This is a genomic window from Anaeromicropila herbilytica, assembly GCF_016591975.1.
In the GTDB taxonomy this organism is placed as follows: Bacteria; Bacillota; Clostridia; order Lachnospirales; family Lachnospiraceae; genus Anaeromicropila; species Anaeromicropila herbilytica.
The window spans coordinates 1647107-1663768 of sequence record NZ_AP024169.1; the positions used below are offsets into that span (position 1 = coordinate 1647107).

13 protein-coding genes are annotated in these 16662 nt (G+C 33.2%); 11 read left to right on the forward strand and 2 right to left on the reverse strand.

Features of this window, described 5'->3' with window-relative positions; genetic code table 11:
* Positions 1-40 precede the first annotated feature (40 nt).
* On the forward strand, positions 41-967 hold the full coding sequence (locus tag bsdtb5_RS07060) for a glycosyltransferase family 2 protein (RefSeq protein WP_271715330.1): 927 nt from the start codon (positions 41-43) through the stop codon (positions 965-967).
* A gap of 322 nt (positions 968-1289) precedes the next feature.
* Here bsdtb5_RS07060 and bsdtb5_RS07065 read toward each other — a convergent pair whose 3' ends face one another.
* Positions 1290-2564, reverse strand: a complete 1275-nt coding sequence (locus tag bsdtb5_RS07065) for an IS4 family transposase (RefSeq protein ID WP_271712180.1) — start codon at positions 2562-2564, stop codon at positions 1290-1292.
* 364 nt (positions 2565-2928) lie between these two features.
* Between bsdtb5_RS07065 and bsdtb5_RS07070 the strand changes: the two genes are divergently transcribed.
* The 6 genes from bsdtb5_RS07070 (at position 2929) to bsdtb5_RS07095 (ending at position 9332) form a co-directional block, all read left to right on the forward strand.
* Positions 2929-4473, forward strand: a complete 1545-nt coding sequence (locus bsdtb5_RS07070) for a YjjI family glycine radical enzyme (RefSeq protein WP_271715331.1) — start codon at positions 2929-2931, stop codon at positions 4471-4473.
* On the forward strand, positions 4473-5312 hold the full coding sequence (locus bsdtb5_RS07075) for a YjjW family glycine radical enzyme activase (RefSeq protein WP_271715332.1): 840 nt from the start codon (positions 4473-4475) through the stop codon (positions 5310-5312). Before bsdtb5_RS07070 ends, bsdtb5_RS07075 begins: the two co-directional genes overlap by 1 nt.
* Before the next feature lie 186 nt (positions 5313-5498).
* Positions 5499-6497 (forward strand): adenosine deaminase, encoded by a 999-nt coding sequence (gene add, locus bsdtb5_RS07080; protein ID WP_271715333.1) that lies wholly within the window; start codon positions 5499-5501, stop codon positions 6495-6497.
* A 1-nt stretch (position 6498) separates the two neighbouring features.
* Entirely contained in the window at positions 6499-7212 is a 714-nt protein-coding gene (locus tag bsdtb5_RS07085; protein WP_271715334.1) for a Crp/Fnr family transcriptional regulator, read from the forward strand.
* A gap of 274 nt (positions 7213-7486) precedes the next feature.
* On the forward strand, positions 7487-8119 hold the full coding sequence (locus bsdtb5_RS07090; protein ID WP_271715335.1) for a DUF975 family protein: 633 nt from the start codon (positions 7487-7489) through the stop codon (positions 8117-8119).
* A gap of 310 nt (positions 8120-8429) precedes the next feature.
* Complete coding sequence (locus bsdtb5_RS07095) at positions 8430-9332, forward strand: DMT family transporter (protein WP_271715336.1); 903 nt, start codon at positions 8430-8432, stop codon at positions 9330-9332.
* Here bsdtb5_RS07095 and bsdtb5_RS07100 read toward each other — a convergent pair.
* On the reverse strand, positions 9329-10219 hold the full coding sequence (locus bsdtb5_RS07100) for a helix-turn-helix domain-containing protein (protein ID WP_271715337.1): 891 nt from the start codon (positions 10217-10219) through the stop codon (positions 9329-9331). The two genes, bsdtb5_RS07095 and bsdtb5_RS07100, sit on opposite strands and share 4 nt — an antisense overlap.
* A gap of 301 nt (positions 10220-10520) precedes the next feature.
* Between bsdtb5_RS07100 and bsdtb5_RS07105 the strand changes: the two genes are divergently transcribed.
* The 4 genes from bsdtb5_RS07105 (at position 10521) to bsdtb5_RS07120 (ending at position 16604) form a co-directional block, all read left to right on the forward strand.
* Complete coding sequence (locus tag bsdtb5_RS07105) at positions 10521-11450, forward strand: glycoside hydrolase family 113 (RefSeq protein ID WP_271715338.1); 930 nt, start codon at positions 10521-10523, stop codon at positions 11448-11450.
* A 68-nt stretch (positions 11451-11518) separates the two neighbouring features.
* Positions 11519-12868, forward strand: a complete 1350-nt coding sequence (locus bsdtb5_RS07110; RefSeq protein ID WP_271715339.1) for an MATE family efflux transporter — start codon at positions 11519-11521, stop codon at positions 12866-12868.
* 673 nt (positions 12869-13541) lie between these two features.
* Positions 13542-14102, forward strand: a complete 561-nt coding sequence (locus tag bsdtb5_RS07115) for a TetR/AcrR family transcriptional regulator (RefSeq protein WP_271715340.1) — start codon at positions 13542-13544, stop codon at positions 14100-14102.
* Positions 14103-14165: 63 nt separating this feature from the next.
* The gene (locus bsdtb5_RS07120; protein WP_271715341.1) at positions 14166-16604 is read left to right on the forward strand and encodes a glycoside hydrolase family 2 protein; all 2439 of its coding nucleotides are present in this window, start codon (positions 14166-14168) and stop codon (positions 16602-16604) included.
* Positions 16605-16662 lie beyond the last annotated feature (58 nt).

Genomic DNA, 16662 nt, shown 5'->3' on the forward strand with positions numbered 1-16662 from the left:
ATTAAGAATTTAATACTTGTGATAGAAAGAAGTGATATCAATGGAGAAATTGTCAATCATAGTACCATGTTATAATGAACAAGAATCATTACCAATATTCTATAAGGAAATCACCAAAGTTGCGGATGAGATGAAAGAGATTGAATTTGAATTCATCCTGGTAAATGACGGATCAAAGGATAATACGTTAGAATTAGCCAAAGAATTAAGAAAGAAAGATAGTAGAGTTCACTATATCTCCTTTTCAAGAAATTTTGGAAAAGAGTCAGCTATGTATGCTGGACTTCAGAAATCAAGTGGAGATTACGTTGTTACAATGGATGCAGATCTTCAAGATCCACCAAGTCTGATACCAGTCATGTATCATGCAATTAAGGATGATGGGTTCGATTGTGTTGCAACTAGGAGAGTATCTAGAAAAGGAGAACCAAGATTAAGATCTTGTTGCGCAAGATGTTTCTACCACCTTATCAATAAAATATCAAAGACTCAGATTATGGATGGTGCTAGAGATTATCGTCTGATGAAACGTCAGATGGTAGATGCAATACTTAAGATGTCAGAATGTAATCGTTTTACAAAAGGAATCTTTAGTTGGGTTGGATTTGATGTGAAGTGGTTAGAGTATGATAATGTAGAGCGTGTAGCGGGTAATACGAAATGGTCATTCTGGAAATTGTTCTTATATTCGATTGATGGAATTGTAGCATTTTCGACAGCTCCTCTTGCTTTAGCAGCAATCTTTGGCTTCTTATTCTGTTTGGTTGCTATTATCTTAATTGTTGTTATTATATTAAGGACATTGCTTTGGGGAGATGCAGTAGCGGAATGGCCATCGCTTATTTGTATCTTAAGTCTCATTGGTGGTACTCAAATGTTGTGTATTGGAATCTTAGGTGAGTATCTTGCAAAGACATATCTAGAGACTAAGAAAAGGCCTATGTTTATTGTGAAAGATGAGGAATAATTGGTTGGACGTCAAAAGTCATTTTTTAGTTTACTGAGTGTATATCGCTGTATAATTATGAATTTGGGCTACCTTTCCTTCAAGTAACATATTTTTTACAAGCCTCATAACAAGCGAAAATACTCACTCACGTTCCTATTTTCGCTTTGAGTCTTGACAAAATATAAGCGTTTACTTTCAGCCGGACTACCAATGTCGTCAACTTAACACTTGTAGTAAAAAAGTTTACAAAAAATTGTACAAAAATAAAACATCATATTTGATTATTTATAAAAATAGTGTAAACTATATGAGCGAGCAGTTTTTCGTTTTATAATGTATATTATAAAGTGGATTTTGTGTTCTGGGAGAACTTCATCCTGCTTCGCATTTTCTTTCGCTCATAAGAACGGTTTGTACGTACTTGTGAGCGATTTTTTATACCTATTTTTATCAAATTATTAATAACCTTTTTAGCAATACGATAGTTACAAATCAAAGTATATAGCTTATTAAAAAGATAGTTTACTAGAATATTTCTATTTGTTTTATAACATGTTGTTTTCTTTGTTTCCTGTTGAATATTAGATATTTCTTCATTGCAAACAGAAGCAAACATTGATAATAGGTTTGAAGCAAACATCGCAGCATAAAATTCCTGTTCAATTGCTTCCGGTTTTATGCCCATAAAATTTTCTAGCTTTAATATCGATTTGACTTCACGATATTTCGTTTCAATCCCCCACCTTATAAAATATAGTTCTTTAAACATTTCAACAGTTATATTGGGGTCAAAAAGATTTGTAACAAGTGTCTCTTGTAAGCCTGATGGCAAATCAAACTTTATAACTCTTAGCGGATAGGAACAGTCGTTATGAGAATACTGTATTGAAGTATCACCATAATTACATTGATATACCGCTTTTAACGCACCATGGGACTTTGTTTTATGTCTCATTACAAAGAAACATTGCTTTTCTTGAAGTTGCGCATAGAGTTTTCTAGATGGATAACCTCTATCAAAAATAATAATTGGTGCTTTCTCTCCGTGAACTTGATTTAAATTAAATTCATCGATTAATGTTTGGGCTTGAACTAATTCAGAAGTACGATAATGAACGAGTTTTGTATTAAGTAAGTTATCATTCAAAACATCATACAAAGCCGAAGCAGAAGCCAGAGCGACAGGGTCATATTGATTTTTTTTAGAACCATAATAAGTTTGATTTTCTTTTGTGTTAGGAATCTGCAATGAAGTACCATCAATCGCTAATACAGGGTGACCATTCCAAGTATTAAGGTTTGATCTTGTTTTATTAACATCAGTAGTCATTAGAAAAATTTCACGAAAAGCATCAGGTTTAATTTTAAAGCGAGCTTTTGAAAAAGCCTGTTTTGAAATTGAGTCAATTGCAAGGTTTGAAGAATCTATGTAATCGGAAAGAGCCACAGATAAAGATTTTTGTGGCTGACTTAAAAGGAATAAAATAATATCCTTAAAAGTTAATTTTCGATTACGATTAAAGCTTTTTTGATTAATCCTATGTTTTTCAATAAACTCTTCGCTAGTAATAAGGTTATTAACTGATTTTAATAAAGATGATATTTTTTTAATCATAATATGAAGTCCTCCAAAATTTAATAGTAAAAATGTATCTATTAAAATTTTGGAGCAAACATTTGTTTGTCAATTTGCATTTTAGACAAAATAATGTTTGATTTTTGTTCAGTATTTATTTGTAACTTCTTAAGTTGACGACATTGGCCGGACTACGCCAAAATTAATAATTATACATCAATATACACAATTTATGTAGAGAATGACTTTTGACTAGGCTTTTAATAATACTTATTAACAAATATTATAAGTATTATTAGAAGCTTTTTTGTTGTAGTAAATAAAAAAAGGACATTTGTCCTTTTAAAAACATATACAAATAGATACAATATAACTATCAAAAAAAGGCCTGGAGGAATGAACTATGAAAGATATATCAATGGAAAAAGTGAATCAAGTCAGAAATAATATGTTAGAAACCGTGAAAAGCCCTACCTTAACACATGAACAGAAGGTAGCTGCTATGGCGAATCATGCAGATTCTCTATTAAATGTTCTTGATTTACCTGAAGGATTACTTGAACTTATGGAAGATACAGCAGATGGAAAGTGCATTTGTGATCTGAACGAAGGGCATGCTCCATTACGACCAAGATATATTGTTCCTGATTATGAAAAGTTCATGAGAGAGGGAAGTAAATTCCTTCAATTAGATGCACCTACTGATCTACAAGAAGCATTAAGCTATTTGTTAATCTTTTACAAACATGTTCCTAGTGTAACAAATTATCCAGTGTATTTAGGTCAGCTAGATCATTTATTAGAACCATTTATGAAGGACGTCAAAGAAGAAGATGCAAAGAAATTATTAAGACTCTTTTTAATTCAAATTGATCGAACTGTATTAGACTCCTTTGCTCATGCAAATATTGGTCCAGAAGCTACAGTAGCAGGACGTCTGTTATTAGAAGTGGAAGCAGAGCTTAAGCAAGCAGTTCCAAATCTTACGATGAAGTATGAAGAAGGGGTAACACCAGATGATTTTGCACTTCAAGCAATTCATACTGCACTTAAATCAGCAAAACCAAGCTTTGCGAATCATAAGATGTTTGAAAGTGAGCATAAGACACCATATGTAATTGCAAGTTGCTATAACGGATTAGCTTACGCAGGTGGTGCCTATACCCTTAGTCGCTTAATCTTAGGAAATATCGCGAAGAGAGCAAAGGATATCAAAGACTTTAAAGAGAACCAACTTCCATACGTTATGGATATCATGGCTCGTTATATGGATGAAAGAATCAAATTTATGGTCGAAGAGAGCGGATTCTTCGAGAATAATTTCCTTGCAAAAGAAGGATTTATTCATAGAGATCGTTTTACAGGAATGTTCGGTATGGTAGGACTTGCTGATTGCGTTAATATTCTACTTGAAAAAGAAGGAATCAAAGGACGTTTTGGACATGATGAGAATGCCAATGATCTTGGTGTAGAGATTATGGAATTAATTAAGAATTTCAATGACAATCATATGAATCCTTATTGTGAAGTGTCAGAAGGACATTTCTTAATGCATGCACAAGTTGGAATCTCAGAGGATATTGATGTTACTCCAGGAACTCGTATTCCAATTGGCGAAGAACCAGAAGAATTAATAGATCACTTAATGGTATGCAATCGTTATCATCAATATTTCCCATCAGGAACTGGTGATATCTTCCCAATCGATTCAACCGTAAATCGTAATCCAGACTTTATATTAGATATAATAAAAGGAGCATTTCGTAATAAATTACGTTATTTATCCTTCTATGAGAAAGATAGTGATGTGATTCGTATCTCTGGTTATCTTGTAAAACGTTCCGAGATGAATAAGCTAGAATCAGGTGAAAATGTATTACAAGACACCACTGCCCTAGGTCTTGGTGCAGTAAAAACTGGGCATGTTCTTGAAAGAAAGGTTCGATAATGAGAGCTGTTGTTAATAAGATTATTCCGTTTAGTGCAGTAGATGGACCAGGAAATCGAACGGCTGTATTTCTTCAGGGTTGTAATATCGACTGTAAATACTGTCATAATCCTGAGACAAGAGGAATGTGTATTCATTGCGGGATGTGTGTGGAACAATGTCCTGTCAAAGCATTAACAATGAAAGATGGAAAAGTATCCTACAATGAAGAAAAATGTATTCATTGTGATACTTGTATTCATATATGCAACTACGATTCAAGTCCAAAGACAATGGAAATGACACCTGAGGAAGTATTTGAAAAAGTGAAGAAGCAGATGCCATTTATCAGAGGCATCACCGTATCAGGCGGTGAATGCACGTTACAACCAGAGTTTTTAGAAGAATTGTTCCGATTATGCAAATCTGTAGGTCTCATGACCTTTATTGATACGAATGGCACGAATGATTTTAGAAAATTAGATGATTTACTTGGGGTAACAGATGGTGTGATGCTAGACATCAAAGCATATGAACTTGAAGAACATGAGGTAGTAACTAGTGCATCGAACGAGCTAGTTCTAAAAAATGCTGAATATTTGGCTTCGATTGGAAAGCTTTATGAAGTAAGAACAGTTGTAGTACCTGAATTATTTGATGCTCATGATACCGTACTTAAGACCACTAAGTTGTTAAAACCTTACCTTGCTATCAGCGATATCGGATATAAGATTATAGCATATCGTCCGAATGGGGTTCGTAAGCAGTACGCACATTATACTGTCCCAAATCAGGAATATTTGCAAGGACTTGAGAAAATAGTCAGAGAAGAAGGTTTTGAGAAAGTAATAATCCTGTAGTAATGATGTTGGGGTCAAAAGTTTAATAAGCTTTTGACCCCAACTCATAGTAATTCTATAATTTAGTGGTGATTCGTCATTTAAGATTGCCTAGTGGCATATCGCTATGATAAAATATCTTATATTTTCTAAATATGATCGTAGGTAGAATTATGAAAATGATAAAATGATGGAGAATGATGAAACATGCAAAAAGAATGGATAGAACAATTACCAAAGGTTGATTTGCACTGTCATCTAGATGGATCTATTAGTATTGATGCAATGGAATTAATCATGAAAGATTACGCAGTCAAGATGTCTAGTGAAGAGATTAGGGCAAGGTTACAGGCATCAGAAGATTGTACGAACCTAACAGAATATCTACAGAAGTTTGATTTACCTTTAAAGTATCTGCAATCAGAGAAGGCTTTGAGATTAGCAACCCATCAGTTGTTAAAGGATGCTGCGAATGAGAATATTCGTTATATTGAGGTACGCTTTGCTCCGATGAGTCATGTAAATGAAGGTCTTTCTTGTAAGAATGTAATCGAAAGTGTATTATCTGGATTAGAGGAAGCGAAAAAGCAATATAATATTCAAGCATCGGTTATTGTATGTGCAATGAGACATTATTCTCTTAAGAATAATATGGATATGCTAACATGTGCAAGGGAATATCTAAACGATGGGGTATGTGCCTTGGATCTAGCGGGCGATGAGATAGCTCATCCTACGAGAGAACAAAGAGAACTATTTATAAGAGCAAAAGAACTTCATATGCCATTTACGATACATTCTGGAGAGTGCGGTAACACGGAGAATATTAGAGAAGCACTTGCACTTGGAGCAAAACGAATAGGTCATGGTATTGCAATGAAACAGGATATTCAACTAATGAAAGAATGTAGAGATCAAAGAATAGGAATTGAGATGTGCCCGACAAGTAATATTCAGACGAAGGCAGTGAGGGCATGGAAGGAATATCCGCTTAATCTATATCTAGACCAAGGGTTATTAGCAACCATTAACACTGATAATCGAACAGTAAGTAATACGGATATGAATAGAGAATTATTACGAGTATCAGGGCAGTTGGAGAGTGATGAGGAAACGATGTTAAAACTATTACACAATGCTGTAGAGATATCTTTTGCTGATGATTCAATCAAGCATAATATTCTTAAGGAATTGGGAGCATTTTAAAATGAATACTTTGTTCAATACCATGTTTGATGGTCTAACAGAAGATAAGAAGAATTACATGATGGAATATTTAAAGAATGCTCCCGATTGGTTTCTAGAATCTGTGCAGATCGTGAAGAAGAAAAAGAATACTATTTTTATTCACGAAGGTTCTGATGTTGAGAATATCTATATCCTAATGGATGGGATTGTTCGAGCAATGGATTATCGCATATTTGAAATTGCGTATGACTATATGTGGTTTTATCCGGTGAATGTATTTGGAAGTATGGAAATATTGCTTAAAAACTATCAATTCAAGACTACATTAATTGCGTTTACTGATTGTAGGATGCTAGTGATTCCAAGGTCTCAATTTGAAAAGTGGATACTGAATGATACCAATGCATTACAGATGGAGATGCAATCTATCTGTACTACTTTGCTTGAACAGGCAAGAAAAGAGAGAGTTTTTCTATTTCTTCAAGGAATGGATCGATTGTGCTATTTATTGGTTCAGATCTATGAGCAGACAGGTAAAAAGGAATGCGTTGTAACTCTAACTAGAAAAGAGTTATCGGATCGTACAGGCCTATGTGTCAAGACGATTAATCGTTCGGTAAGTAAGTTATTTGATAACGAATATATAGGACGCAGTGGAAATAAAATTCTAATCTCCAATGAACAGTATCAGAGGATGAAAGATTATTTAAAGCCATTAGTGGAACAGTGCTAAGACACTTATGTAGAAGAAACCTGGAGTGAGAATTTATATCAAGGATTCTTCCATATAAGTGTTTTTTAACTGTACAAGTTTTTATATAAATTAAAACCGATAAATTGACAAAATCTATAAAATTAGTTAATATATGTATGTTGTTAAGAATAGGAATAAGAAGAATTATGCTATTCTATTGAATTTACTGTAATAGAAAATGGTAAAGAATTACATAACATATTAATAATAATGTAAGTAGACATACTGTTTACAAAGGAACTAGGGGGATATTATGAATATTAAAGATTTAAGATATCAAGCTTGGCAAAAATTAAAAGAAAATTATGTGGAAGCTTTTTTTGTTACATTGATTTATTTGATCATAAATTCTATCGGTGGCTATATTGTAGAAAATGGACCTTTTATAATATCTTTGGCATTATTTATAATCTATATTCCATTGACAATTGGTGTTTACATATTTTATTTAAGATTTACCAAAGGCAATAAAGTGACAATTGATATGATGTTTGATGGATATAGAAAAAGGTTTGTCAAAGCAATTGGGCTTGGCTTTATGTTAAGGCTCTATATATTTTTGTGGAGCTTTTTATTAATTATACCAGGTATCATAAAAGCGTTAAGTTATTCTATGAGTTACTATATCTTTGATGAAAAGGAAGATCTTTCAATAAATGAAGTAATATCGTTAAGTCGTGAGATGATGAAAGGTTATGAATTAGAATTATTTTTATTAAATTTAAGCTTTTTGGGATGGGTATTATTGTGTATATTAACATGCGGATTAGCGACATTTTGGGTTCATCCATATATTCATGTAGCAAAAAGTAACTTTTATCTGAAAGTTAAAAAGGAATATTATGATAAAGAATTAATTAGTGCCGAAGGGTATTACCAAGATTAAGCAAATATATTAAATAAAGATAAAACATCTTAGTTCACTTCAAAGAAAAATTCTATAGCTGATGCAATTATTCTAAAAGAGTATTTGCATCAGTTTTTTTATACCATATCTTAGATAGATTAATACTTTGGGGTAATGTTAATTATAGAAAAATCAAAGAAAAAAATGGCCAGTATAATTATTAATCTATAAATTAACATTTCTTGATAATTTAATAAGTTTATGATATTATTCTAATATCCCCCATAGGGGGATACAAAAAATATATTTCATGCATAATAAAAAGTATAATAGTTAGGAAATGAGAATAATGTTATTAGATTTAAAAGGTATAATAAAAAATAAACATCATGTTGCTATATTATACGCAATTCTAGCAGCAGCATTGTATGCGGTCAGCTCACCAATATCTAAGCTCTTACTAAAAAGAATAGACCCAACCATGATGGCGGGATTTTTATATTTAGGAGCAGGAGTTGGTATGTTCCTGCTTTTTACGATAAGGAATGTATTAGTAAAGCAACGATTAGACTTAGATTTATCCAAAAAAGAACTACCATATCTGATAGGAATGGTAATTCTAGATATTGCAGCACCAATTTTTCTAATGTTTGGCCTAAAATATACGACAGCAGCAAATGTATCCCTATTAAATACTTTTGAAATCGTAGCAACCTCTATAATAGCATTCATGCTATTCAAAGAGGTAATATCAAAGAGATTATGGATCGCCATTTTCTTTATCACCATGTCTAGCATGATACTATCTTTTGAAGATATGAGTAGTTTGTCATTTTCATTAGGATCTATATTTGTAATATTAGCATGTATCTGCTGGGGATTTGAGAATAATTATACTAGAGCATTATCAGAAAAAGAGCCATTTTTGATTGTTATAATCAAAGGACTTGGCTCTGGTTCAATCACTTTCTTGATAGGTTTATTATTGAAAGAAGAAGTTCCTCATATAAATTATATCTTGATAATCATGCTGTTAGGATTCTTGGCATATGGGTTAAGTATCTTTTTCTATGTTCACGCACAAAGAAATTTAGGTGCTGCAAAAACAAGCGCCTATTATGCGGTAGCACCGTTTATCGGAGTGTTCTTATCTATCCTCATATTTAGAGAAATGCCAAACCTCATGTTTGTTCTCGCATTTCTTGTTATGATAATCGGAACTTACTTAGCGTCTACTGATCAGTGTAGTTAATTGGAATAAGTACTTGTCGAAGAATGACTTAAGCGATATTGCTTTGGCGTTACTCCAACCTTCTTCTTAAAGATACGAATCAAATGACTGCAATCAGAGAATCCAAGTTCTTGACTGATATAATTTAAATCAAGATCTGTAAATAATAATAGATCTTTTACTTTGCTTATCTTAATAAATTCAATATAGTCCTTGCAGGATTGGCCATATAGCTCGTGAAATTTCTTAGCAAAATAGGAATAACTCATATGGCATATTGCTGCAAGGGCTTCTACTCGTAATGATTCATTCGAATGTTCATCTATATATTCCAAAATCGTATGAAATGAATCTTGATCAGAAGGTATTAATACTGCTTTATCAGTATTTAATCCGTTCCTTCTCCAGATTCGAAGAATCTCAACCAACATGGAAGAAACGAATGCTTGGAATCGTATATCATATCCATAGTCTTTTGTATGAAGTTCTTCAATACACGATAAAAAATACTCCTTTATAGGTAATCTTGATAGGGTCTCCGATGAGAAGAAAATAGGTGCAAGGGGATTACCTTCGGCACACTTAAATACTGCAGAAAGCTTTGGCGTATAATTACTAGAAATATGTAAGCTACTGATATTAAACTTTAATACCCCATATTTGAGTGGCTCTTGTGAAGCTGTATAGATGGAATGCAATGCTTGAGGATGAAATAATATCATATCACCAGCTTCTAGAATATATTCTTCTTTATTACATTCAATGAGTGCAGTTCCTTCTAACATATATATAATTTCCATAAAATAATGCCAATGAGCTTTGATTGGAAAGCAATCAGTTCTAGTATCAGATATAAAAGCCTCATATGGTGAATTAAGAATATTACTTTGTTCGAATAAATAATTCATAAGGAAAATTCCTTTCATTGGACTCGAAAATAGGTTTGTTCTATTTTTGTATAAATGTATTATAGCATAACAAACCGTATATTGATATATTATACCTATAATATGGATTCATCCAGCAAATCACCTCATCATAACCTTGACTGGCAATTTACACAAAATAGAAATGGCGAATGAGAATTAGTACTTCTTATACATGTTCAATGAAGCATTCGCCATTTGTATTTTGTGTAAATTGCCTAGACAAACTAAATGATAGGGACAAACCAGAGGAATCCCAGCATCAATAGAGAGGAATGAAAATATGGAATTTATAAAAGGATATACCTTTGCCCCATTTTCTAAAAAAGGTAGCTATCAAGGTGAAGAAGCATATGCAAGTTTAGAACTGTTAAAGAATAGAACGGGAATTAACTTTATTATATTAGTTCCTAACGGATTACAGGACACACCACAATCAGAGGAGATTTGTTATACTTCCAATGCCACAGTATCCGATGAAGAATTAATTGATATGATAAAATATGCAAAGAAGATTGGACTTAGGGTAGCATTAAAACCTACGGTTAATTGTAAGAATGGAACTTGGAGAGCACATATTAACTTTTTCGATGAAGAAGTACCATGTGAACCTAAATGGAGTAAATGGTTTGTATCATATACAGATTTTCAATTACATTATGCTAAGATTGCAGAGGAAACAGGTTGCGAGATGTTTATCGCAGGTTGTGAAATGGTTATGTCGGAACATAGGGAAGAAGAATGGCGTAATGTTATCTCTGAAATTCGAGGAGTATATCATGGACTTGTTTCTTATAACACAGATAAATATCAGGAGCATAATGTGAAATGGTGGGATGCTGTGGATGTAATATCGTCAAGTGGTTATTATCCTATATCAGATTGGGAGAAGGAACTAGATCGAATTGAGAGAGTTGTAAACCTATATAAGAAACCATTTTTCTTTGCAGAAGCAGGTTGCATGTCAGTGACTGGTTCAAAGAATGTACCGAATGACTGGTCCATTCGTGGTGATATAGATCTAGAAGGACAAGCTGAATGGTATGAGCGTATGTTTCAGACTTGTAGTAATAGGCAATGGGTATCTGGCTATGCGATATGGTCTTGGAGTATTAAATTATATCACGAAAAGAACGCTATGAAGAATGGAAGCTATGAAGTATATGGTAAACCAGCTGAGATAGTGATTAAGAAGTATTATAATGAAGAATAATAAACACGATCACTCATCTTATTATAGTTAATAGGTTAGAGTGTTAGAAGAGAAAAAGGAGTTTATAAATGTCAGCTAAATATGTAAAAGATATGACGGAGGGGAATGTAGTTTCTCTCTTGGTTAAGTTTTCACTGCCAATGCTAATTGGTAATATATTTCAACAGTTTTATAATATTATCGACTCAATTATAGTTGGTAAATTCGTAAGTGTTAATGCATTTGCAGCGGTTGGCGCCACAGGATCATTGAATTTTCTATTCTTTTCCGTATGTTTAGGAATGTCGGTTGGAATTGGTATCTTAATATCTCAGTACTTTGGAGCAAAAAATGACGAGTATGTCAAACGAACCATTGCAAATTCGGTATATATCATAGCAGTTATTGGAGTAATAATGAGTGCTTTAGGCATTATTTTGGCACGTCCTATCTTAGAAATAATGCAAACACCACCAGAAATTATTGATGATGCGGTAATCTTTATGCAAGTAACAAGTGCTGGAACCATTGGAGTAGCTGCGTATAATGCGTTAGCTTCAATTCTAAGAGCGCTTGGAGATTCAAAGACACCGTTATTCTTTCTTGTAATGGCTTGTATTGTAAATGTAATATTAGATTTTATATTTGTTCTAGGGTTTGATCTTGAAGTATTTGGTGTTGCTTTGGCGACTGCCATATCTCAGGCACTCTCAGCGCTAGGATGTTTTATCTTTGCGGTGCGCAAGAATCCATATTTTCGAATTGAGAAGGAATATCGAAGGGCGAATCGGGAATTAATTAAGAAATGCATTCGAATTGGTGTTCCAGTAGCAGTACAGAATTCTATGATTGCAATCTCCTGTATTGCATTACAATGTGTAGTTAATGGTTTCGGTAAAAATGTAGTTGGAGCTTTTTCTGCAACGAATCGTATCGAGCAGTTGGTACAGCAACCATTTAACTCATTAGGAGTTGCGTTATCTACATTTGCAGGACAGAATATGGGGGCAGGAAAGGTTAAGAGAGTAAAAGAGGGTTATCATAAGAGCTTTATCATTATCGCAGTTTTTAGTGTTCTTATGTTAATTGCTGCTCAGCTTGGAGCTAGATATATCATGCAATTATTTGTTAATGATGAAGAAGTAATCACACTAGGAGCGAATGCACTAAGAATAACAAGTTACTTTTATATAACATTAGGAATGATTCATATAACAAGAGGTCTATTAAACGGTGTAGGTGATGCAACGTATGCAATGGTTAATGGTTTTATAGAAGTTATCGGAAGAGTTGGTTTTGCACCACTGTTGGTAAATATCGCATTTATCGGAGTGTGGGGAACTTGGCTTACGAGTGGTCTAACATGGTTTATTACTGGCTTTGCAAGTTTTATTCGATATAAACAAGGAAAGTGGGAATATAAATCTTTAGTGAAGTAAGATAAAATTAATAAAACATAAGTAGCTTCACAAACTCGTCAAAGTACGGGCGATGTAAATTTTTCAATCATGGTAATTAATATACTTTTTCGCCTGAATTTATAAAGTATAATATAGATTTTATACTGGGAATTATGATTTGTTATTGAAAAATAAGTTGGAAAATTAAATATGCTAGTAAGAAATATAAAGTAGCTTTTCACAGAAAAAGGCTACTTTTTTTGTGCTATTTTCTGAATAGTCGGGACAAAATATGTATGTTATAATTAAGGAAACTAGGAAACTAAAAATAGTTTTCTAGTTTCCTATATAAAGGAAATATTGCTTAAAGTCCAATAGGTAAATGTAAAAAATGTTTAAAATAGAATGTTTTTGTTTACTGTTAGGATTAGAGTCAAAAAGCCTTTCTCAATCTATATTGTGTATATTGTTGTATAATTATTAATTTTGGCGTAATCCGGCTGAAAACATTGTTTATATTTTGTCAAGACTCAAAGTGAAAATAGGAACGTGAGTGAGTATTTTTGCTTGTTTTGAGTCATGTAAAAAATATAATGTTTGAAGGAAAGGTAGCCCAAATTCATAATTGTACAGCAATATACACTCAATAAACTTCAATAAGGCTTTTGTCCCCATTAATTCTATTAGCTATCTAAAGCAGAAAGGATTTGTAATGAAAGAACAAATATTTGAAGTAGCAATAGGGCAGTTCAATGAAAAAGGATTAAAGTTTACTATGGATGATATCGCGAGAGAACTTTCCATGAGTAAAAAGACATTATATACAGTTTTTAAAAATAAAGATGCACTTTTTTACGAAATGGTTGATTATTATTTTGGTCAAATCAAAGAGGCAGAAAGACAAATATTAGAAAATAAAGAATTAGATATTATCCAGAAGATTCATCGAATCATGATCGTGCTTCCAGAAAGATATAAGAGTATCGATTTACGCCAGCTTTATCTTATGAAAGAAAAATATCCTAAGATATATCAAAAGGTAGCAAAGCGAATTGAAAATGATTGGGAACCAACCATTGAATTATTAAAGCAAGCAATGGTTGAAAAAAGAATAAGACCAATTAATATCACAGTACTAAAGGTGATGATAGAGGCAACAATGGAACATTTTTTACAGGGTTCGGATCTAATTGATAATAATCTAGCATATGAAGAAGCGCTAGAGGAAATGATGCAGATTATTATGAAAGGCATTGTTGTAATACACAATTAAGGTTAAGAGAGGCTTTTGACTTTCTAAGCCTTAATAATAAGATCAAGAGAAAGGTATTAACTTATGAGACTATATTGGAATGAAGATTGGGGATACACTCCTATATTTACTGAGAAATTATTTGATCCATCCTACGGGAAAGGAATAATAGAAGTAGTTCGATTACCACACAGTAATGTTACAATGCCTTATCATTATTTTGATGAGACCTGTTATCAAATAATATCAGGATATCGAAAAGTATTTTTTGCTGAGGAAGCATGGAAGAAGAAAAAAATATTTATCACATTTGAGGGCGTTGCACATGTAGCAACTATTTATCTAAATGGAACACAAATTGCTGAACATAAAGGTGGATATACAGCATTTACGGTGGATCTATCAGATCATATACGTTTCGGGGAAGTGAATGTATTAGTGGTTCAGGTTGATAGTAGAGAATCTCTTAATATACCTCCTTTTGGAAATGTGATTGATTACATGACATACGGTGGAATCTACCGACAAGTATATCTTGAGGTTAAAGAAAATGTATATATTGAGGATGTCTTTGTAAAAACAAAAGATAATCTGCAAGAAAGAAAAAGATTAAATACACAAGTTACCATAAGCAGTCAAAAGGAGGTATCGGTTAAACAAGTACTTATGGATGTAACGAAGTTAGAGGAACTTTCAATGGAGGAGCTTCTATCAATAGAGGTTACTGACCCTAGACTACATGTTATGGGAAAGGCATCGCTTGATTCGGTTGCTTCTTCTGCGATTGATATTCAGATGCAGGATTTATGTGTTAAGTTATGGAGCCCAGAACAACCTAAGCTGTATGTACTTAGAACAGAAGTATATGTTGGAGAAACAAAAGTTGACTCTAAAGTAACTCGTATCGCTTTTCGAGAAGCAAGATTTGCAAAAGATGGATTTTATCTCAATGGTAGCAAATATAAAATTCGAGGATTAAACAGACATCAAAGTTATCCATATGTAGGATATGCAATGCCAAGTAGTGCGCAGATTAACGATGTACATATTCTGAAACATGAATTGCATGTGAATGCAGTAAGAACCTCTCACTATCCTCAAGATCAGGCTTTCTTGGATGCTTGCGATGAGCAAGGATTATTAGTATTTACCGAGCTCCCAGGGTGGCAACATATTGGAGATGAAGCTTGGAAAGAAGTTGCAGTTGATAGCTTAAAAGAGATGATATTACAGAATCGAAATCATCCATCTATTATTCTATGGGGTGTTCGCATTAATGAATCACAAGATGATGATGCTTTCTATGAGAAGACAAATGCACTTGCACATGAACTTGATCCAACAAGACAGACGGGTGGAGTTAGATTTCTTCAAAAAAGTAATCTATTAGAAGATGTCTATACCTATAATGATTTCTTACATAACGGAACAAATCCAGGGGTTGAGGAAAAGAAGAAAGTTACTCCAGACGAGAATAAAGGATATCTAATCTCAGAATATAATGGTCATATGTTTCCAACGAAAGCTTTCGATGGTGAAGAACATCGATTAGAACATGCCCTACGTCATGCACGAGTAGTGGATGCATACTATGGCCAACATGATATTGCTGGCGGATTTGCTTGGTGTATGTTTGACTACAATACGCATCAAGACTTTGGAAGTGGAGATCGTATCTGCTATCACGGAGTACTTGATATGTTTCGTAATCCAAAACTTGCAGCAGCAGTTTATTCAAGTCAAAGTGATGAGGATGTAGTGTTAGAGATTAGCTCCTCCATGGATATCGGTGAGCATCCAGCTTGTAATATAGGAACTGTTTATGCATTTACCAATGCAGATAGTGTTAGAGTATATAAGAATGATGAGTATGTAAGAGAATTCTATCCAGATAGAGAGATGTACCATAACATGCCTCATCCACCAATTCTAATTGATGACTTTGTAGGAGAGCTTATGGAAAAAGGAGAAGGTTTTTCAAAAAGTTCATCCGATCAGATTAAAGAGGTATTATTTGCAGTAACAAAGTATGGACAGAATAGCTTGCCATTTTCTTATAAATTAAAAATGTTAAAAGTTATGCTTAAAAATAAGCTGAAAGTGGAAGATGGTATCAACCTTTATTACAAATATATTGGTAATTGGGGTGGTAAAGTTACAAGATATCGTTTTGAAGCAATGAAAGATGGAAAAGTAGTTAAGACAGTAATCAAAGAGCCAGTTACCAAACTTGAGTTAGCTGCGAAGGTAGATAAGACAATTCTAACACCAGGTGCTACTTATGATGTGTCAACGGTAAGATTACAGATGAAAGACCAGAATGGTAATCAATTACCTTATTATCAAGAACCACTCATGTTAAAAGTGTCGGGACCTTTAGAAATCATAGGGCCAAAGATAATTAGTTTAAAAGGTGGTATGGGAGGTACTTTCATCAAAACTACAGGAGAACCAGGAGAAGGAACTCTTTCCATCTATGGTGAGAAGATTGAAAAGGTTGAAATAGCTTATCAAATAAAATAATAAAGCTAACGATTGGATTAGAGTAGTCAAAAGCCTTATTTAGTTTATTGAGTGTATA

Coding starts and splice junctions, on each gene's coding strand:
- bsdtb5_RS07060 (WP_271715330.1), top strand. CDS start 41: ATGGAGAAATTGTCAATCATAGTACCATGTTATAATGAACAAGAATCA.
- bsdtb5_RS07065 (WP_271712180.1), bottom strand. CDS start 2,564: ATGATTAAAAAAATATCATCTTTATTAAAATCAGTTAATAACCTTATT.
- bsdtb5_RS07070 (WP_271715331.1), top strand. CDS start 2,929: ATGAAAGATATATCAATGGAAAAAGTGAATCAAGTCAGAAATAATATG.
- bsdtb5_RS07075 (WP_271715332.1), top strand. CDS start 4,473: ATGAGAGCTGTTGTTAATAAGATTATTCCGTTTAGTGCAGTAGATGGA.
- add (WP_271715333.1), top strand. CDS start 5,499: ATGCAAAAAGAATGGATAGAACAATTACCAAAGGTTGATTTGCACTGT.
- bsdtb5_RS07085 (WP_271715334.1), top strand. CDS start 6,499: ATGAATACTTTGTTCAATACCATGTTTGATGGTCTAACAGAAGATAAG.
- bsdtb5_RS07090 (WP_271715335.1), top strand. CDS start 7,487: ATGAATATTAAAGATTTAAGATATCAAGCTTGGCAAAAATTAAAAGAA.
- bsdtb5_RS07095 (WP_271715336.1), top strand. CDS start 8,430: ATGTTATTAGATTTAAAAGGTATAATAAAAAATAAACATCATGTTGCT.
- bsdtb5_RS07100 (WP_271715337.1), bottom strand. CDS start 10,219: ATGAATTATTTATTCGAACAAAGTAATATTCTTAATTCACCATATGAG.
- bsdtb5_RS07105 (WP_271715338.1), top strand. CDS start 10,521: ATGGAATTTATAAAAGGATATACCTTTGCCCCATTTTCTAAAAAAGGT.
- bsdtb5_RS07110 (WP_271715339.1), top strand. CDS start 11,519: ATGTCAGCTAAATATGTAAAAGATATGACGGAGGGGAATGTAGTTTCT.
- bsdtb5_RS07115 (WP_271715340.1), top strand. CDS start 13,542: ATGAAAGAACAAATATTTGAAGTAGCAATAGGGCAGTTCAATGAAAAA.
- bsdtb5_RS07120 (WP_271715341.1), top strand. CDS start 14,166: ATGAGACTATATTGGAATGAAGATTGGGGATACACTCCTATATTTACT.